This is a genomic window from Paraburkholderia sp. GAS33 (genome assembly GCF_050436645.1).
GTDB classification, from domain to species: Bacteria; Pseudomonadota; Gammaproteobacteria; order Burkholderiales; family Burkholderiaceae; genus Paraburkholderia; species Paraburkholderia phenazinium_B.
In genome coordinates, this window is record NZ_JBNDMP010000006.1 from 174,201 (window position 1) to 188,311 (window position 14,111).

12 protein-coding genes and 1 pseudogene are annotated in these 14,111 nt (G+C 63.9%); 6 read left to right on the forward strand and 7 right to left on the reverse strand.

Annotation, left to right across the window (positions count from 1 at the left end):
• The first annotated feature begins 41 nt into the window (after positions 1-41).
• From P3T24_RS20240 to P3T24_RS20260, 5 genes are all read left to right on the forward strand, one after another.
• Positions 42-1,610, forward strand: coding sequence for a DHA2 family efflux MFS transporter permease subunit (locus P3T24_RS20240; protein ID WP_429437146.1), 1,569 nt, complete (start codon positions 42-44; stop codon positions 1,608-1,610).
• Positions 1,611-1,630: 20 nt separating this feature from the next.
• A complete protein-coding gene (locus P3T24_RS20245; RefSeq protein WP_429409077.1) occupies positions 1,631-3,052 on the forward strand; it encodes an efflux transporter outer membrane subunit in 1,422 nt (473 codons plus the stop codon).
• A gap of 61 nt (positions 3,053-3,113) precedes the next feature.
• Positions 3,114-4,298, forward strand: coding sequence for a thiolase family protein (locus P3T24_RS20250; protein ID WP_429409076.1), 1,185 nt, complete (start codon positions 3,114-3,116; stop codon positions 4,296-4,298).
• A 198-nt stretch (positions 4,299-4,496) separates the two neighbouring features.
• Entirely contained in the window at positions 4,497-5,435 is a 939-nt protein-coding gene (panE, locus tag P3T24_RS20255; protein ID WP_429288034.1) for a 2-dehydropantoate 2-reductase, read from the forward strand.
• Between the two features lie 141 nt (positions 5,436-5,576).
• Positions 5,577-5,882 (forward strand): hypothetical protein, encoded by a 306-nt coding sequence (locus tag P3T24_RS20260; protein ID WP_074267726.1) that lies wholly within the window; start codon positions 5,577-5,579, stop codon positions 5,880-5,882.
• Between the two features lie 53 nt (positions 5,883-5,935).
• Here P3T24_RS20260 and P3T24_RS20265 read toward each other — a convergent pair whose 3' ends face one another.
• The 7 genes and pseudogenes from P3T24_RS20265 to P3T24_RS20295 form a co-directional block, all read right to left on the reverse strand.
• Positions 5,936-6,982, reverse strand: a complete 1,047-nt coding sequence (locus P3T24_RS20265; RefSeq protein ID WP_074267727.1) for an ABC transporter substrate-binding protein — start codon at positions 6,980-6,982, stop codon at positions 5,936-5,938.
• A gap of 20 nt (positions 6,983-7,002) precedes the next feature.
• Positions 7,003-8,130, reverse strand: coding sequence for an NAD(P)/FAD-dependent oxidoreductase (locus P3T24_RS20270; RefSeq protein WP_429409074.1), 1,128 nt, complete (start codon positions 8,128-8,130; stop codon positions 7,003-7,005).
• A complete protein-coding gene (locus P3T24_RS20275; RefSeq protein ID WP_429437148.1) occupies positions 8,123-9,556 on the reverse strand; it encodes an FAD-dependent oxidoreductase in 1,434 nt (477 codons plus the stop codon). The genes P3T24_RS20270 and P3T24_RS20275 overlap by 8 nt, the downstream gene beginning before the upstream one ends.
• Before the next feature lie 92 nt (positions 9,557-9,648).
• Positions 9,649-10,026, reverse strand: a pseudogene (locus P3T24_RS20280) ((2Fe-2S)-binding protein); the annotation flags it as partial.
• Between the two features lie 23 nt (positions 10,027-10,049).
• On the reverse strand, positions 10,050-10,844 hold the full coding sequence (locus P3T24_RS20285) for an ABC transporter permease (protein WP_429437150.1): 795 nt from the start codon (positions 10,842-10,844) through the stop codon (positions 10,050-10,052).
• A gap of 22 nt (positions 10,845-10,866) precedes the next feature.
• Positions 10,867-11,844, reverse strand: a complete 978-nt coding sequence (locus P3T24_RS20290) for an ABC transporter permease (RefSeq protein WP_429437152.1) — start codon at positions 11,842-11,844, stop codon at positions 10,867-10,869.
• Positions 11,837-12,928 (reverse strand): ABC transporter ATP-binding protein, encoded by a 1,092-nt coding sequence (locus P3T24_RS20295; RefSeq protein WP_429437154.1) that lies wholly within the window; start codon positions 12,926-12,928, stop codon positions 11,837-11,839. Before P3T24_RS20295 ends, P3T24_RS20290 begins: the two co-directional genes overlap by 8 nt.
• A 302-nt stretch (positions 12,929-13,230) precedes the next feature.
• Here P3T24_RS20295 and P3T24_RS20300 point away from each other — a divergent pair, with 302 nt between their 5' ends.
• Positions 13,231-14,109, forward strand: coding sequence for an IclR family transcriptional regulator (locus P3T24_RS20300; protein WP_429409069.1), 879 nt, complete (start codon positions 13,231-13,233; stop codon positions 14,107-14,109).
• Positions 14,110-14,111 lie beyond the last annotated feature (2 nt).

Below are 14,111 nucleotides of genomic sequence, written 5' to 3' on the forward strand. Positions count from 1 at the left end.
GCTCTGCGCTCGCGTCCACGTCCGTCTGAGACCTGCCGACCATGACCCAACCCTTGAACCCTGCCGACCAGCCCACCCGCACCAAGGCGTTTGCATTCGCGCTGATGTGCCTCGGTTTTTTCATGGCCACGCTGGATATCCAGATCGTCGCGTCTTCGCTGCGGGATATTGGCGGCGGCCTGTCCGCCAGCCAGGACGAGCTCTCGTGGGTGCAGACCTCGTACCTGATCGCGGAGATCATGGTGATCCCGATGTCGGGCTGGCTCACGCGCGTTTTTTCGACGCGCTGGCTGTTTGCGTTCTCTTCCCTCGGCTTCACGATCACCAGCATGCTGTGCGGCCTCGCGTGGGACATCAACTCGATGATCCTGTTTCGCGGCCTGCAAGGCGCACTCGGCGCCGCGATGATTCCCACTGTGTTCACCACCGCGTTCGTGCTTTTCCCCGGCAAACAGCGGCTGATTGCGTCCACCACCATCGGCGCGCTCGCTTCGCTTGCGCCGACTATCGGCCCGGTGATCGGCGGCTGGATCACCGATCAGTGGTCATGGCACTGGCTGTTCTACCTGAACCTCGTGCCGGGCGTATTAGTCACGGTGCTGGTGCCGAAGTTCGTGCACATCGATAAAGTCGAGCTGTCGCTGATAAAAAAAGGCGACTACCTCGGCATGCTGCTGATGTCGCTTTTTCTTGGCTGCCTCGAATACGTGCTCGAAGAAGGGCCGCGCAAGAACTGGTTCGGCGACGACGTGATCGTGCTGTGTACGTGGGTCTCCGCCATCAGCGGGTTTCTGTTCCTCGTGCATGCGTTCACGGCCAAAGAGCCGATCGTCGATTTGCGTGCGCTGGCGATCCGCAACTTCGGCATTGGCAGCCTGCTGTCGTTCATCACGGGCATTGGCCTCTTTTGCACGGTGTTTCTGACACCTGTGTTCCTCGGGCGCGTGCGCGGTTTCGATTCGCTGCAGATTGGTATCGCGCTGCTGTCCGTGGGGTGTTTTCAATTGATCGCGCTGGTGGCGTATTCGCGGCTCGCACGGGTGATCAACATGCGCTGGCTGATGGTCTTCGGACTCGCGTGCTTTGGTCTGGGCTGCTATCTGTATGTACCGTTGACTAACCAATGGGGCTGGCAGGAATTGCTGTTGCCGCAGGCGTTGCGCGGTATCGGCCAGCAGTTCTGCGTGCCGCCAATAGTCACCATGGCGCTTGGTTCGCTGCCGCAATCGCGGCTGCGCTCGGCAAGCGGGCTGTTCAATCTGATGCGAAACCTGGGCGGTGCTATCGGCATTGCGGTGAGCAGCACGATGCTCAACGACCGCCTGAACCTGCACTACGAGCGGCTCGACGAGCACGTCACAGCCGGGCGTCCGATAGTCGAAGGGTTACTGCAACAGCAGGCTGCGCGGCTCGCCGCGATCGGCGGCGACACGCTCAATGCTGGCCATGCGGGACTGGACTTGCTGCACACGCTTCTGATGCGCGAAGCGCTGGTGCTGACCTTCTCCGACGCCTATCTTGCGGTGGCGCTTTGTTTTGTGGTGGCTTTGGTGAGCGTGGCGTTTTCGCGTCCGTTCGGCCTGAATGTTCCGCCTCCCGACGCTCATTAGATATTGATCAGGATAGCGATATGAAATCGATCGCAGCATATAGCATGGCGAGTGCGCTGCTTCTGGGACTCGCGGCCTGTGCGGTACAGCCCGAGACGCACGCGGATCTGCCGCACTCGGCTCAGGCTGTGGCGCCCGCCGCGTGGAGCGTCGACGCACCGCAGGATACGGTGGACGCAAATACCTGGTGGACGCACTTCGGTGACCCGGTGATGCATCAACTCGTCGAGTCGGTGCTGAACAGCAATCTGGATGTGCAGGCTGCGGTGGAGCGTGTCAAGCAGGCACAGGCCGTCACCACGCAACAACGCTCGACGTTGCTGCCCGAACTCGACGCTACGGCGACGGCCGCGGACCAACGGGAGAATGCGCCGCCACCGCTCGGCTACGTACGTCAGGCTGGGTTCGGCGTAGCGGCGAGCTGGACGCCCGACGTCTTCGGCGGCGAGCGGCTCGCGGTGCTGGCTGCCGAGGCTCAGGTTTCGGGCCGTGAGGGTGCGCTCGACGAACTGCGCCTCGCGCTCGCGGCCAACACTGCGTCGGCCTACATCGATCTGCGTTGGGCGCAGTCGGAGCTGCAGATCCTGAACGACAACGAGCAGATTCGAAGCCGGGCGTTGAAGCTGACGCAAGAACGGCTGCACTATGGCCTGTCGACGCAGCTCGACGTCGCCCGTGCGCAGAACCAGTTGCAGGACCTGCAGGCGCAGATTCCGCACGTGCAGTCGACGATCCAGCATCAGTTGAGTCTGATCGCGGTTTACTCGGGACGTACGCCGGAAAGCGTCAATGACCTGTTGCTGACGACGGCGCGCGATATCCCCGTGCCGGCGCAAAGCGTGCCGCAAGTTCTGCCCTCCGAAGCATTGTTGCGCCGTCCCGATGTGCGGACTGCCTATGCGAGCGTCGAACAACGCGCAGCGGAAGTGGGGCAGTCGAAGGCGCAACGTTATCCGCAGTTCAATCTGAATCTCGCGGATGGTTTGCTGGCGTCGTCGTATCTCGGCTTGCCAACCCTGACCGACAACCTGTTTAGCGCCGCCTTGAACGCGACCAGCCCGATTTTCAACGCGGGCCGTATCACCGCCAATATCGACGAGCACCAAAGCAAGCTGCGCGAATCGCAACTCGGCTTGCAGCAGACGATGCTGCAGGCGCTCAAGGAAGTCGAAGACACGCGCAGCGATCTGGTCAGCGATTCCACGCAGGTGGAGCGCCTGGGCGGTGCACTCGATGCATCCGGTCATGCGCTGCGGCTGTCTACCGAACTGTATAAAGACGGCGCTTCCAGCTTCCTCGACGTGCTGGCTGCGCAGGAAGCGTATCTGCGGGACTCCGAAGCATTGAATCAGGCGAAGCGCGAGCATGCGCTGGCGGCGGTGGCGTTGTACCGGTCGTTGGGCGGCGGATGGGATGCGCCGGCGGCGGTGGCCGCCAATTGAGGCACGCTTGCCTCGCGCATGCGGGGCGTAGGCGTGCGGTACTTCATAGCGGGAGATGATGATGAGCAAGCGAGATGTAGTGATCTGCAATCCGGTGAGAACGCCGATTGGCGCTTACAACGGGACGCTAAAAGAGGTGCCGGCGACGGATCTCGGTGCCGTTGCGGTGCGCGAGACGCTGAGTCGCAGCGGTCTTGCGGCAGAACGACTGGGCTCGGTGGTGCTGGGTAATGTGATCCAGGCCGGCAACCGGATGAACCCGGCGCGCCAGGCGGCAATCGGCGGCGGTGTGCCGGTCGCGGTACCGGCGTTGACCGTGAACCGTGTCTGCGGTTCAGGCGCGCAGGCTATCGCATCGGCGGCAAATGAAATCTGGCTGGGTCTGGGCGACGCCGCGGTGGCAGGCGGCATGGAAAATATGGACCGTGCACCGTATCTGCTCGACGGAGGCCGCTGGGGCTATCGGATGGGCAACGCTCAGGTGCACGACAGCATGCTGCGCGATGGTTTGCTGGATGCGTTTTCCGGCGAGCATTCCGGCTGGCATACCGAAGACCTCGTGACGCTGATGGACATCACGCGCGAGGCGCAGGACCGCTGGGCCGCACGTTCGCAACAGCGTTTCGCGGCGGCGCAGGAGCGCGGCCTGTTCGATGCCGAGGTAGTGAGCGTGCAGATCGAAGGACGCAAGGGACCGCAGCCATTCTCACGCGACGAGCAACCTCGTCCGGACACCACGGTGGAAACGCTGGCCAGGCTGCGTCCGGCGTTCCGCCCCGACGGCACGATTACCGCCGGTAACGCGCCGGGTCTGAACAGCGGTGCGGCAGCGATGGTGGTTGCGGAGCGCGGCTTTGCTGAGTCGCACGGCATCGAGCCGTTTGCGCGGCTCGTCGCGTACGGCGTGGCGGCGGTCGAGCCCGGTATGTTCGGGCTTGGACCGGTGCCGGCCGTACAGATGGCGCTGGCGCGCGCCGGCTGGCAGTTGAAGGACGTCGAGCGGGTCGAGATCAACGAGGCCTTTGCCGCTGTGCCGATTGCCGTGTTGCGCAGGCTCGGCGTCGACGAAGCGCTCGTCAATGTCGAAGGTGGGGCGATCGCACACGGTCATCCGATCGGTGCAACGGGCGCCGTGCTGACCACTCGTCTGATCCACTCGATGCGCCGCGATGGCCTCAAGCGCGGGATCGTGACGTTGTGCATCGGCGGCGGCCAGGGCATCGCGCTGGCGCTCGAAATTCTCTGAGCCTTGCGAAAGCGGAGCGGCGTCGCCACCAATGCGCGCGCGCAGGGAGGCGAGCTGCCCAATGCACACCGCGTCGATGCGGACCGGGAATTTTTGCTACATTCACGCAGATGCGCCGGTTCGCGTCCCGCGGCCTACAGGCGGCGGGCGGCACAGTGCCCGTGAACGGCTCAACACATTCTCCCGAGAGACAAAGCGATGCGAATTCTAGTTGTAGGTGCAGGTGCGGTGGGCGGCTACTTCGGCGGCCGTCTGGTTCAGGCTGGCCGTGACGTGACATTCCTCGTGCGAGCCGGCCGGGCAGAAGAGTTGCGGCGTGCCGGCCTTGTCATCAAGAGCGCGCACGGCGACGCCACGCTGCGTGACGTCAAGACCGTGCAGACAGGCGATACCGCCGAGCCGTTCGATCTGGTCGTGCTGAGCTGCAAGGCCTACAACCTCGACGATGCGATCGCGTCGTTCGAACCTTTCGTCGGCTCGTCGACGGTGATCATGCCGTTGCTCAACGGCATGCGGCACATCGATGTCCTTACGCAGAAGTTCGGCGCTGCGCGTGTGCTCGGTGGTCAATGCTTTATCGCAGCGACACTCAACCGCGAGCGCGAGATCGTTCACCTGAACGAATCTCAGGCAATCTCTTTTGGCGAACTGGAAGGCGGCCTGTCGGAGCGCGTGCGCGCAATTGGCGAGGTCATGTCCGGCGCAGGTTTCGACGTCGCGACGAGCGACAATATTCTGCTGGGCATGTGGGAAAAGTGGGTGTTCCTTGCAACGCTCGCGGCGAGCACGTGCCTGTTCCGTGGCGCAGTGGCCGATATTCTGAGTGCGCCGGATGGCCGTCGCGTGATTGAAGGCGTGCTCGGCGAATGCCGCGCCGTGGCGGAGCACAACGGCTTCTCGATGGGGCCGAAGTTCGACGCGCGTGCCAACCAGACACTCTTCACTCCTTCGCCGTTGACGGCTTCCATGCTGCGCGATGTCGAAAATCACGCCCGCACGGAAGCGGACCACATTCTCGGCGATCTGATCCAGCGCGGCGGATCGGCGCAACAGCGCGATTCAGGGCTGTCGCTGTTGCGCATCGCGTATAGCCATTTGAAGGCCTACGAGGCTCGTCAGGCACGCACGGCTGAATAGTCGGGCAATAGCCGGGCGTCGGGGCGCCGCTGGCGAGGTTTTGCGGCGCACGGCGCACAGCACGCCTTAGAACGAAACATGCCATGCAGTAGAATCGATCAGGCCGCGAACGCAGCGGCGGTCGTTCAACAGGAGGGCATGATGCCGAGTCCAACGGGATCCGTGGTGGCGCTGAGTTCGGCGTCGGCGACGACGTTTTCGATCGGTATCGTCTATCTCGGCTACTGGGGGATCCACGAGCCCGCGCCGTGGAGATTCACCGATGCGCTGGTCGTCCTGTGCGCGCTGGGCGGTTTCGCCTGCCTCGGTCTGGTGCCGTGGATGGCAACCCGCCCGGTCGAGTCGGAGAGTAACGACGCCGGGATTCGCGTGGCCCGGCGTCTGTTTTTGGCTGGCGTGTGCGCGATCTGGTTCTCGGTGTCGCTTTCCGTCATGATGTCCGCTTAAGCGCAGCGCGGTGCGCTGCAGCGACGCTGCAACGCACCACGCACCGCAGGTACTTACTGCTCGATCTGCCGGTTCCAGCGCGTATCCCACTGCGCGCGATGCGCGTTGATCGCATCCCAATCCACCACCGTCACCTTGTGCAGCAGATCCTCGACATTGCCGAGGCTTTGCTGCATCGCGGGCGGCATCTTCGCGAGGCGGTTGGTCGGAATCTGCTTGCCGGCGTCGGCTGCCTTGGTCTGCGCAGGAGCGGACAGCAGGAATTGCGCGAGCTTCTGGGCGAGCGCGGGGTCCGGGTTGTTGTTCACCACGCACAGGTCGACCAGCAGTAGCACCGCGCCTTCCTTCGGATTCGCGTAAGCCACCGGAATGCCCTTGTCCTGCAGATCGCTGACACCGGTCGGCGTGAGCGGGAACAGGGCGGCTTCGCCTGTCTGCACCATTTCCGAGATCTTGGCCGAGTTGGGGATGTACTCCGCGACGTTCGGCCCGACGGTCGTGGACCACTTCGTAAAGGCGGGTTCGACGTTCTGCTCGCTGCCGCCCATCACACGATTGATCGCGAGGAAGCCATGCAGGCCGAACGTGCTGCTCGACTCCGACTGGAACACCACTTTGCCCTTGTACTTCGGATCGGCGAAATCCATCCATGAGGTCGGCGGCGCCCAGCCCTTTTCGGCAAACAGCTTCTTGTTGTACGCAATGCCGGTCATGCCGAGTTGCACGCCTGCGCCCATATCGTCTTTCATGCGCGCGAACGGGTACAACTCCTTGAGCACCGGTGCGTCGTCGAGCTTTTTGCAGACGCCCATGCTGACCGCGCGCGCCATCACGCCATCGTCGAGAAACACCACATGAATCTGCGGATTGGCCTTGTTGGCGAGCAGCTTGGCGAGGATATCGGACGACGTCCCCGGCACCACGACTACCTTCACGTCATTGGCTTTTTCGAAGTCGGGGAACACCTGGCTCGTATAGGCCTTCTCCATCGGGCCGCCGTTCATGCCGATGTAGATCGTTTTGGTCTGCGACCACGCCGGCGTCGCAGCACCGAAGGCACACAATGCGGCGAGTGCCGCCATGGTCCGGAATAGTTTCATGATGGATCTCCTGGGTTTGACTAGAGAGCGTGCAGGGTAGGGACGGAGGTGAAACGATCGATTGCAAATGCGTCTAGCGGCGTAGAGGTCGCGCCGCGGGTAATCAGATCGGCGAGCACTTCGCCGACCCCGGGCGCGAGCAGAAAGCCGCCGCCCGAGAAGCCGAACGCGTGCAGCAGGCGCGGCACGGTGCGGCTCGCGCCGATTATCGGGTTGCTGTCCGGCGTCTCGCCTTCCACGCCGCTCCATGTGCGGATCAGCAGCGCGTCGCGCAGCGCAGGCAACAATGCGCAGGCATCGCGCATGACGGCGCGGGTGGTGTCGGTGGAGGGCTGGCCGTATTCGCCGTCGCCGTGTCCACGGCCGCCGCCGACCACGCAGTTGCCGCGTGCAACTTGCCGCGCGTAGATGCCGCCGCCATACACGCCCAGGTTGTGCGTGATGAAGAGCGGCAGTGGCTCGGTGACCCACATGTTCGGGTAGATCGGCTTCATTGGCACGCTTTCGCCAAAGGATGCGGCGATCTTGTCGGCCCATGCGCCGGCGGAATTGATCAACCAGTCGGCAGTGAAATGCTGATCGCCCGCGCGCAACTGGAAGTGCGTGCCGTCGTGGCTAACTTCGGTCAGTTCGGTCTGCTCACGGATATCCGCACCTGCGGCACGCGCAGCGCGAGCGAAGGCCGGCGAGACGAGGCGCGGGTTCGCGTGCCCATCGCTGGCACACAGCGAGCCGCCGATGGCCGCAGCGCCCAGCCACGGGTAACGGCGCCGGAATTCGTTGCCGCCGATCACTTGCGGATCGAGACCGTGCGTGCGCGCCATCCGGGCCCACGTTTCGAGCGCGGCGAGATCGGACTCGCTGCGTGCGAGCCGCAAATGGCCGGAGACTACAAACTCGCCATCGATGCCGATCAGTTCAGGCAAGCGGTCCCAGACGCGCCGTGCCCGCATGGCAAGCGGCATCTGTTCGGCCGGCCGTCCCTGGCAACGCACGCCCCCGTAATTGACGCCACTCGCCTGGGCGCCACAGAAGCGCCGTTCGAAGAGGCCCACGCGCAGGCCGCTTTTGGCGAGCGCAAGCGCAGCCGAGGCGCCGACCAGGCCGCCGCCGGCAATCGCGACGTCGTAGTGCAGAGGCTTATTCATCGCGGGCCTCTTCGGGTATCTCGGCGACGTCGTCGGCATACAGCGCGGGAGAGAGCGGAATCGGCTTGACCGGCGGCTGGCTGCGCAGCCGGCCGACCGCTTCCAGCGGCTTGCCGGTTTCCGCGCTCAGCAGGGCAAGCGCGGCTTCGCCACACATGCGTCCCTGGCAGCGGCCCATGCCGACGCGGGTCAGCGCTTTCAGGCGGTTGATCTCGGTTGCTCCACCGCTGCGGATGCAGCCGCGCAGCGCGCCCGCGTTCACTTCTTCGCAACGGCACACGGTCATCTCGTCAGGCCATTGGGATGCAATGCCGGCGGGCGGCGCGAAGGCGGCTTCGAGGCCCTGGCGGAACACGGTGATGCGCTGCAAGCGGCGCTCGAGCGATGCTGCGCCGGGCATGTTGGGGCCACGGGGATGGGCAATACCCAGATCGTCGAGGACGGCGAGGGCGGTGCGGCGTCCTGCGAGTTCCGCGGCATCGGCGCCGGCGATGCCCGCGCCGTCGCCGGCCAGGTAAATGCCTGGTACCGAGCTGCGTCCAGCGGCGTCGAGTTCGGGTAGCCAGCAACGATTCTGCGCGTCGAAGCGGAAACGGCAGCCGGCCAGATCGGCGAGTTGGGTCTCCGGACGCAGGCCGAAGCCGAGGCCCACTGCGTCGCAGGCGAGGGTCTCTTCAGTTGCGCCGTTGCCCGCACCGTGCCAGGCGATGGATTTGACGTGGTGCCCGCCGCCGATGCCGACGAGCGTCACATTGCGCTCGATCCGCACGCCATGCGCTTGCAACCAGCCCACGTAGTACAGCCCCTTCGCCAATGTGACGGGCTGGCGTGCAAGTTTCGGCGCAGCGGCGATCTGCTGCGAGAACGCGCTGGTGTCGAGCACGGCCACGACCCGCGCACCGGCTTTCACGTACTGATACGCGACGAGGTACAGCAAGGGACCGGTGCCCGCGAGCACGACGCGCTGGCCGATCGCGCAGCCCTGCGATTTCAGCGCGACCTGCGCGCCGCCGAGCGTATAGACGCCCGGCAGGGTCCAGCCGGGTATGGGTAGCACGCGGTCGGTGGCGCCGCTGGCGATGATCAGATGCGTGAACGGCACGCCGGTTTCGCGTCCTGCGTGCAATGTGTCGAGGCGCCCTTGCCCGCAGGACCACGCCAGCGTGTCGGGCCGGTAGTCCAGATGCGGCAGCAGCGCCGCCATCGTCGTATGCAGGGCGTCGGCCTTGCGGGCTTCGAAACCGTAGAGGGTTTGCTTCGTGCGTTCGAATGCGGCATTGGCGGGCGGCTGGCGATAGATCTGTCCGCCCCAGCGCGCATTTTCATCGAGCACCACGGGGCGCACGCCCGCTGCAACGAGCGTTTCAGCGGCGCGTACGCCGGCTGGTCCCGCGCCTACGATCACCACGCGTTGTTCGTGCTTCATGGCGTGGCTCCGTCGGCGGCTGGGTTGCCAGCATCTCGCGCGTTACCGGCGTTACCGGCGACCGCAGCAGTACCGGCAGTACCAGCAGCATCAGCGTCCCCAGCAGCACCAACGCTACTCGCGGCATTCACCGCGCAGCCAACCGGCGCAGCGCTGTGCGTAACAATGCGCATGCCTTCCGTGAGCAAAGTGGAACATGCCCGCAGACGAACACCATCTTCGCTGCGCACCCAGCAATCCTGGCACGCGCCGATCAGGCAAAAGCCGGCACGTGGTTCGCCACTGAATTCGCTGCGACGGACCTCGCGCTGCTGCGTCAGAATCGCAGTCAGCACAGTGTCGCCGTTCAAGGCACTGACCGGCTTGCCATCAAGCACGAAAGCGAGCGGCGCGCGCCGCAGCTCCGCGACGCGTACGAATTGCGGGCGGTGTTCAGCGGAGGATTCAGGTACGTGCAGCGTGCCGGACATGGTAGGCGAAGCAGAAGAAGTCATCAGTGCTGCCCGATCAAAATGCGATTGAGCCCATACACGCGGTCGAGCAGCAGCATCGCGCCGGCCGTGATAAAGATCACCAGCGCAGAGACGGAGGCCATCATCGGATCGATCGATTCGGTCGCATACATGTACATGCGCACCGGCAGCGTGACGGTTTGCGGCGAGGTGACGAAGATCGACATCGTCAGTTCATCGAAGCTGTTGATGAAAGCGAGCAGCCATCCACCGGTGATGCCGGGCAGGATCATCGGAAAGGTGATGCGGCGAAACGTGGTCCACGCATCCGCACCGAGCGACGCGGCCGCATGCTCGACGCTGCGATCGAGGCCACTGACCGAGGCGAGTACGAGCCGCATCACAAACGGCGTGATGATGATCATATGGGCCAGCACGAGCCATGCGAACGAGCCGGTTGCACCGATCAGCGCGAAAAAGCGCAGCAACGCAATGCCCAGCACGAGACCGGGAATCACCAGCGGCGACAGCAGCAAACCGTTCAGAAAGCCGCGCCCAGGAAAGCGCGCCCGGCCGATGGCAAGTGCAGCCGGCAGCGCGACGATCAGCGACAGCGTGGCCGACGCGAAGGCAAGCTTGAGACTGTTGAAAAACGCCGAGATGAAGTCGGGATAGTCGAGGATCGCACGGAACCAGCGCAGCGAGAAACCATGCGTGGGCAACGTCAGCGTCTCGTCGGGCGTGAAGGCGACCAGTACCACGATCACGAGGGGGGCCAACACGAACAGGATCACGAGCGCATGAAAGATCAGCGCGAGAGGGCCGTTTTTTCTCATCGTAGTCTCGTCGTCTGGTGGATTAGCCCATGCTCCGGGCGTACCTGCGTTCCAGCAGCCGGTAGTAGGTCAACATCACGATCAGGTTCGCGATCAGCAGCAGCACGGCGATGGTGGCGCCGAGCGGCCAGTTCAGCGAGCTGAGGAATTCGTCGTAGACAGCCGTGGCGGCCACCTTCAGGCGTCGTCCACCGAGCAGGCCCGGAATCGCAAAGGCGCTCGCGGACAGGCCGAACACCATCAGGCTGCCGGACAGGATGCCCGGCGTCAGTTGCGGCAACACGATGCGCCGCAGCGTCGTGGCAGGCGAGGCCATCAGCGACAGTGCGGCGTTTTCGGTTTGCGGGTCGAGCTTCTGCAGGGCTGTCCACACGGGGATCACCATGAACGGCAGCATCACGTGCACGAGAGCGATGACGATCGCGAAGGTCGTGTATTCGAGCTTGTATGGTCCGAGACCCACCAGGGCGAATGCCTGATTCACCAGGCCGCCCGGATTGAGCAGCATGCTCCAGCCAAATGCCCGCACCACCACCGACACCAGCAACGGCGCCAGGATCACCAGCAGGAACAGCGAGCGCCACGGATCGCGCATGCGCGACAGTACGTACGCTTCGGGTGTGCCGATCACCACGCACAACAAGGTGGTGATGAATGCAATGCCGAAAGTGCGCAGGAAGATCGTGTGGAAGTAGCTCGACGTCAACACTTCCGCGTAGTTGCCGAACTGGAATGCAGCAATCGGACCACTCGCAGGATCGAAGCGGTAGAAGGTCAGCACGAGCGTCATCGCGAGCGGGATCAGCACCAGCGCTGCGAAGAGCAGGAAGGCGGGTGCGCACATCAGCCATAGCGGGACAAAGGCATGCCATGGCGCGCGGCGTGTGCTTCCGGCGCGGTGACCACTATCGCCGTTGCTGCCGTTGCCGCTCTCGTTGGCGTTGCCTGTGCTATCGGCGTTGTCCGCGTTATCAGAGGAAAGAGGCGGCGCGCTAGCCATGGCGTGCCTCCCGCTGCACGAAGCGGATCGCGTCGCTATTCCAGTCCACGCCGACCGTGGCGCCTTCCGCTAAAGGTTCCGTACCTTCGTTCTGGCAACACACCAGCACTTCGCCGAGCTTCGAGTCCACCCGGTACAGCCATTGGCTGCCCAGGAAAAAGCGGCTGGTGACGGTGGCGGGCAGACGTCCCGCGCCCGCTGCGCAGAGCCGTAGTTTTTCGGGGCGAATGCATAGGGTGACGGCATCGCCGATGTTGACGACGCGCTCGCGCATCGGCAGTTGTGAGGTATTGCCGGTCTCGGCGAGATCGTGGCCGAGGTCGATGCGGATGTCGTTGCCATCGCGCGCGACGATCTTGCCCGGCAGCATGTTGGCCTTGCCGATGAACTGCGAAACGAAGTGGTTTTCGGGGCGCTCATACGCGCGATACGGCGTATCGACCTGCGTGATGCGACCCGCTTCCATCACGACGACGCGGTCGCTGATCGACAGCGCTTCCGACTGGTCGTGCGTGACCATGATGGTGGTCGTGCCGATCTTGCGCTGGATCGCGCGCAGTTCGAACTGCATGTCCTCGCGCAACTTGGCGTCGAGATTCGACATCGGTTCGTCGAGCAGCAGCACGGGCGGCGCGATGACGATGGCGCGCGCCAGCGCCACACGTTGCCGCTGGCCGCCGGAGAGTTCGCGTGGAAAGCGGTGTGCGAGCGTGTCGAGCCGCACCAGTGCCAGCGCTTCACGTACCCGTTCGGCGCGTTCGGTTTTGCCGATGCCGCGCATTTCCAGACCGAAAGCGACGTTCTGCGCGACGCTCATGTGCGGAAACAGCGCGTAGCTCTGGAACACGATGCCGAGTCCACGCTGGTTAGGCCTGGTATGTGTGATGTCGCGGCCATCGAGCACGATGCGCCCGCGTGTGGTCTCGACGAAGCCCGCGATCATCTGCAGCGTGGTGGTCTTGCCGCAACCGGAAGGACCGAGCAGCGAAACGAATTCGCCCTTTTCCACCGACAAATTGACGTCGGCGACGGCATGCAGGTCGCCGAACGTTTTCGTCACGTCCGTGAGTGTGAGGAACGACATGATCTGGCCTTTCGGTGGCTCGGCACCGGCTGAATCGACAACGCTTCTGATGGAGCCGACTCTAGCTAGCCAAATTATGCGTCGTCAAATGCAAATTCCGTTTGGCGGTATAAGAATGGAAAAAATTCCATTGATCGGAATGAATTGTTCGGAATGGCGGTGCATCATTCCGCTCTGTGATGCGCGAGGAATCCCTAATATTCAGGAGAAATTGCGCGCGCGAGGGGAGCGGTCGGCTATTCCATTGACGAATAAAAATCTTTATAGTGTTCCGTACAGTGGAATAAGTTTGAGGAAAAACTATGAATGCTGCCGCAAAGCGAGGGGTCCCCCATGCCGACACGCCCGATGCCCCCGACGCACCCGGCACGGGCATGCTGCAGCGCTCGTTTGCCGTCATCCGCGCCTTGGCCGATGCGCAACCCGATGGCGGGCGCGTCACCCGGCTAGCGAAAGCGGTGGGGCTGACCCAGGGCACGGTACACCGCATCCTGCACGCGCTGATCGCGGAGGGAATGGTCGAGCAGGACGAGAATTCGAAGCTGTATCGCCTGAGCGTCGAGTTCTTTGCGCTCGCGGCTCAGGCGGGCAATCCGAGCGGCATGCGCACGCTGTGCCGGCCGGCGTTGTTGCGATTGTGCGCGAGCCTTGGCGACACGATTTTCCTGCTGGTCAAAAGCAGTTTCGACGCGGTATGTCTGGACATCTGCGAAGGGCCGTTCCCGATTCGCTCGTTCACCGGCGATATTGGCGGGCGCGTGGCACTTGGCGTTGGGCAGGGGAGTCTCGCGATTCTGGCGTTTCTTCCGGAAGCCGAGCGGGAGGAAATCATTCGCTTCAATGTGCCGCGCATTCGCGGCTACGGCGTGCTCGACGAAGTCTATTTGCGTACCGAAATCGAACGGGTGCGGCAACTCGGGTACGCAGGCCGCAATAGCGGCGTGCTGGACGGCATGGCCGGCGTGGCGGTGCCGATTCTCGACCGCACCGGCGTGGCGGTGGCGGCGCTCAGCGTCGGAACGCTAGCCGCGCGTCTCGGCGACGACCGTCTGCCGATGGTGGTCGAATTATTGCGGCGCCAGGCTCAGGCACTCGGACCGCAGACCAACCCGTTCGATGTGGCATTGCGCCGGCCAATGCATGGCCTCTCACGTGTCATGACGAACGAGCGGGTGGCCTGACC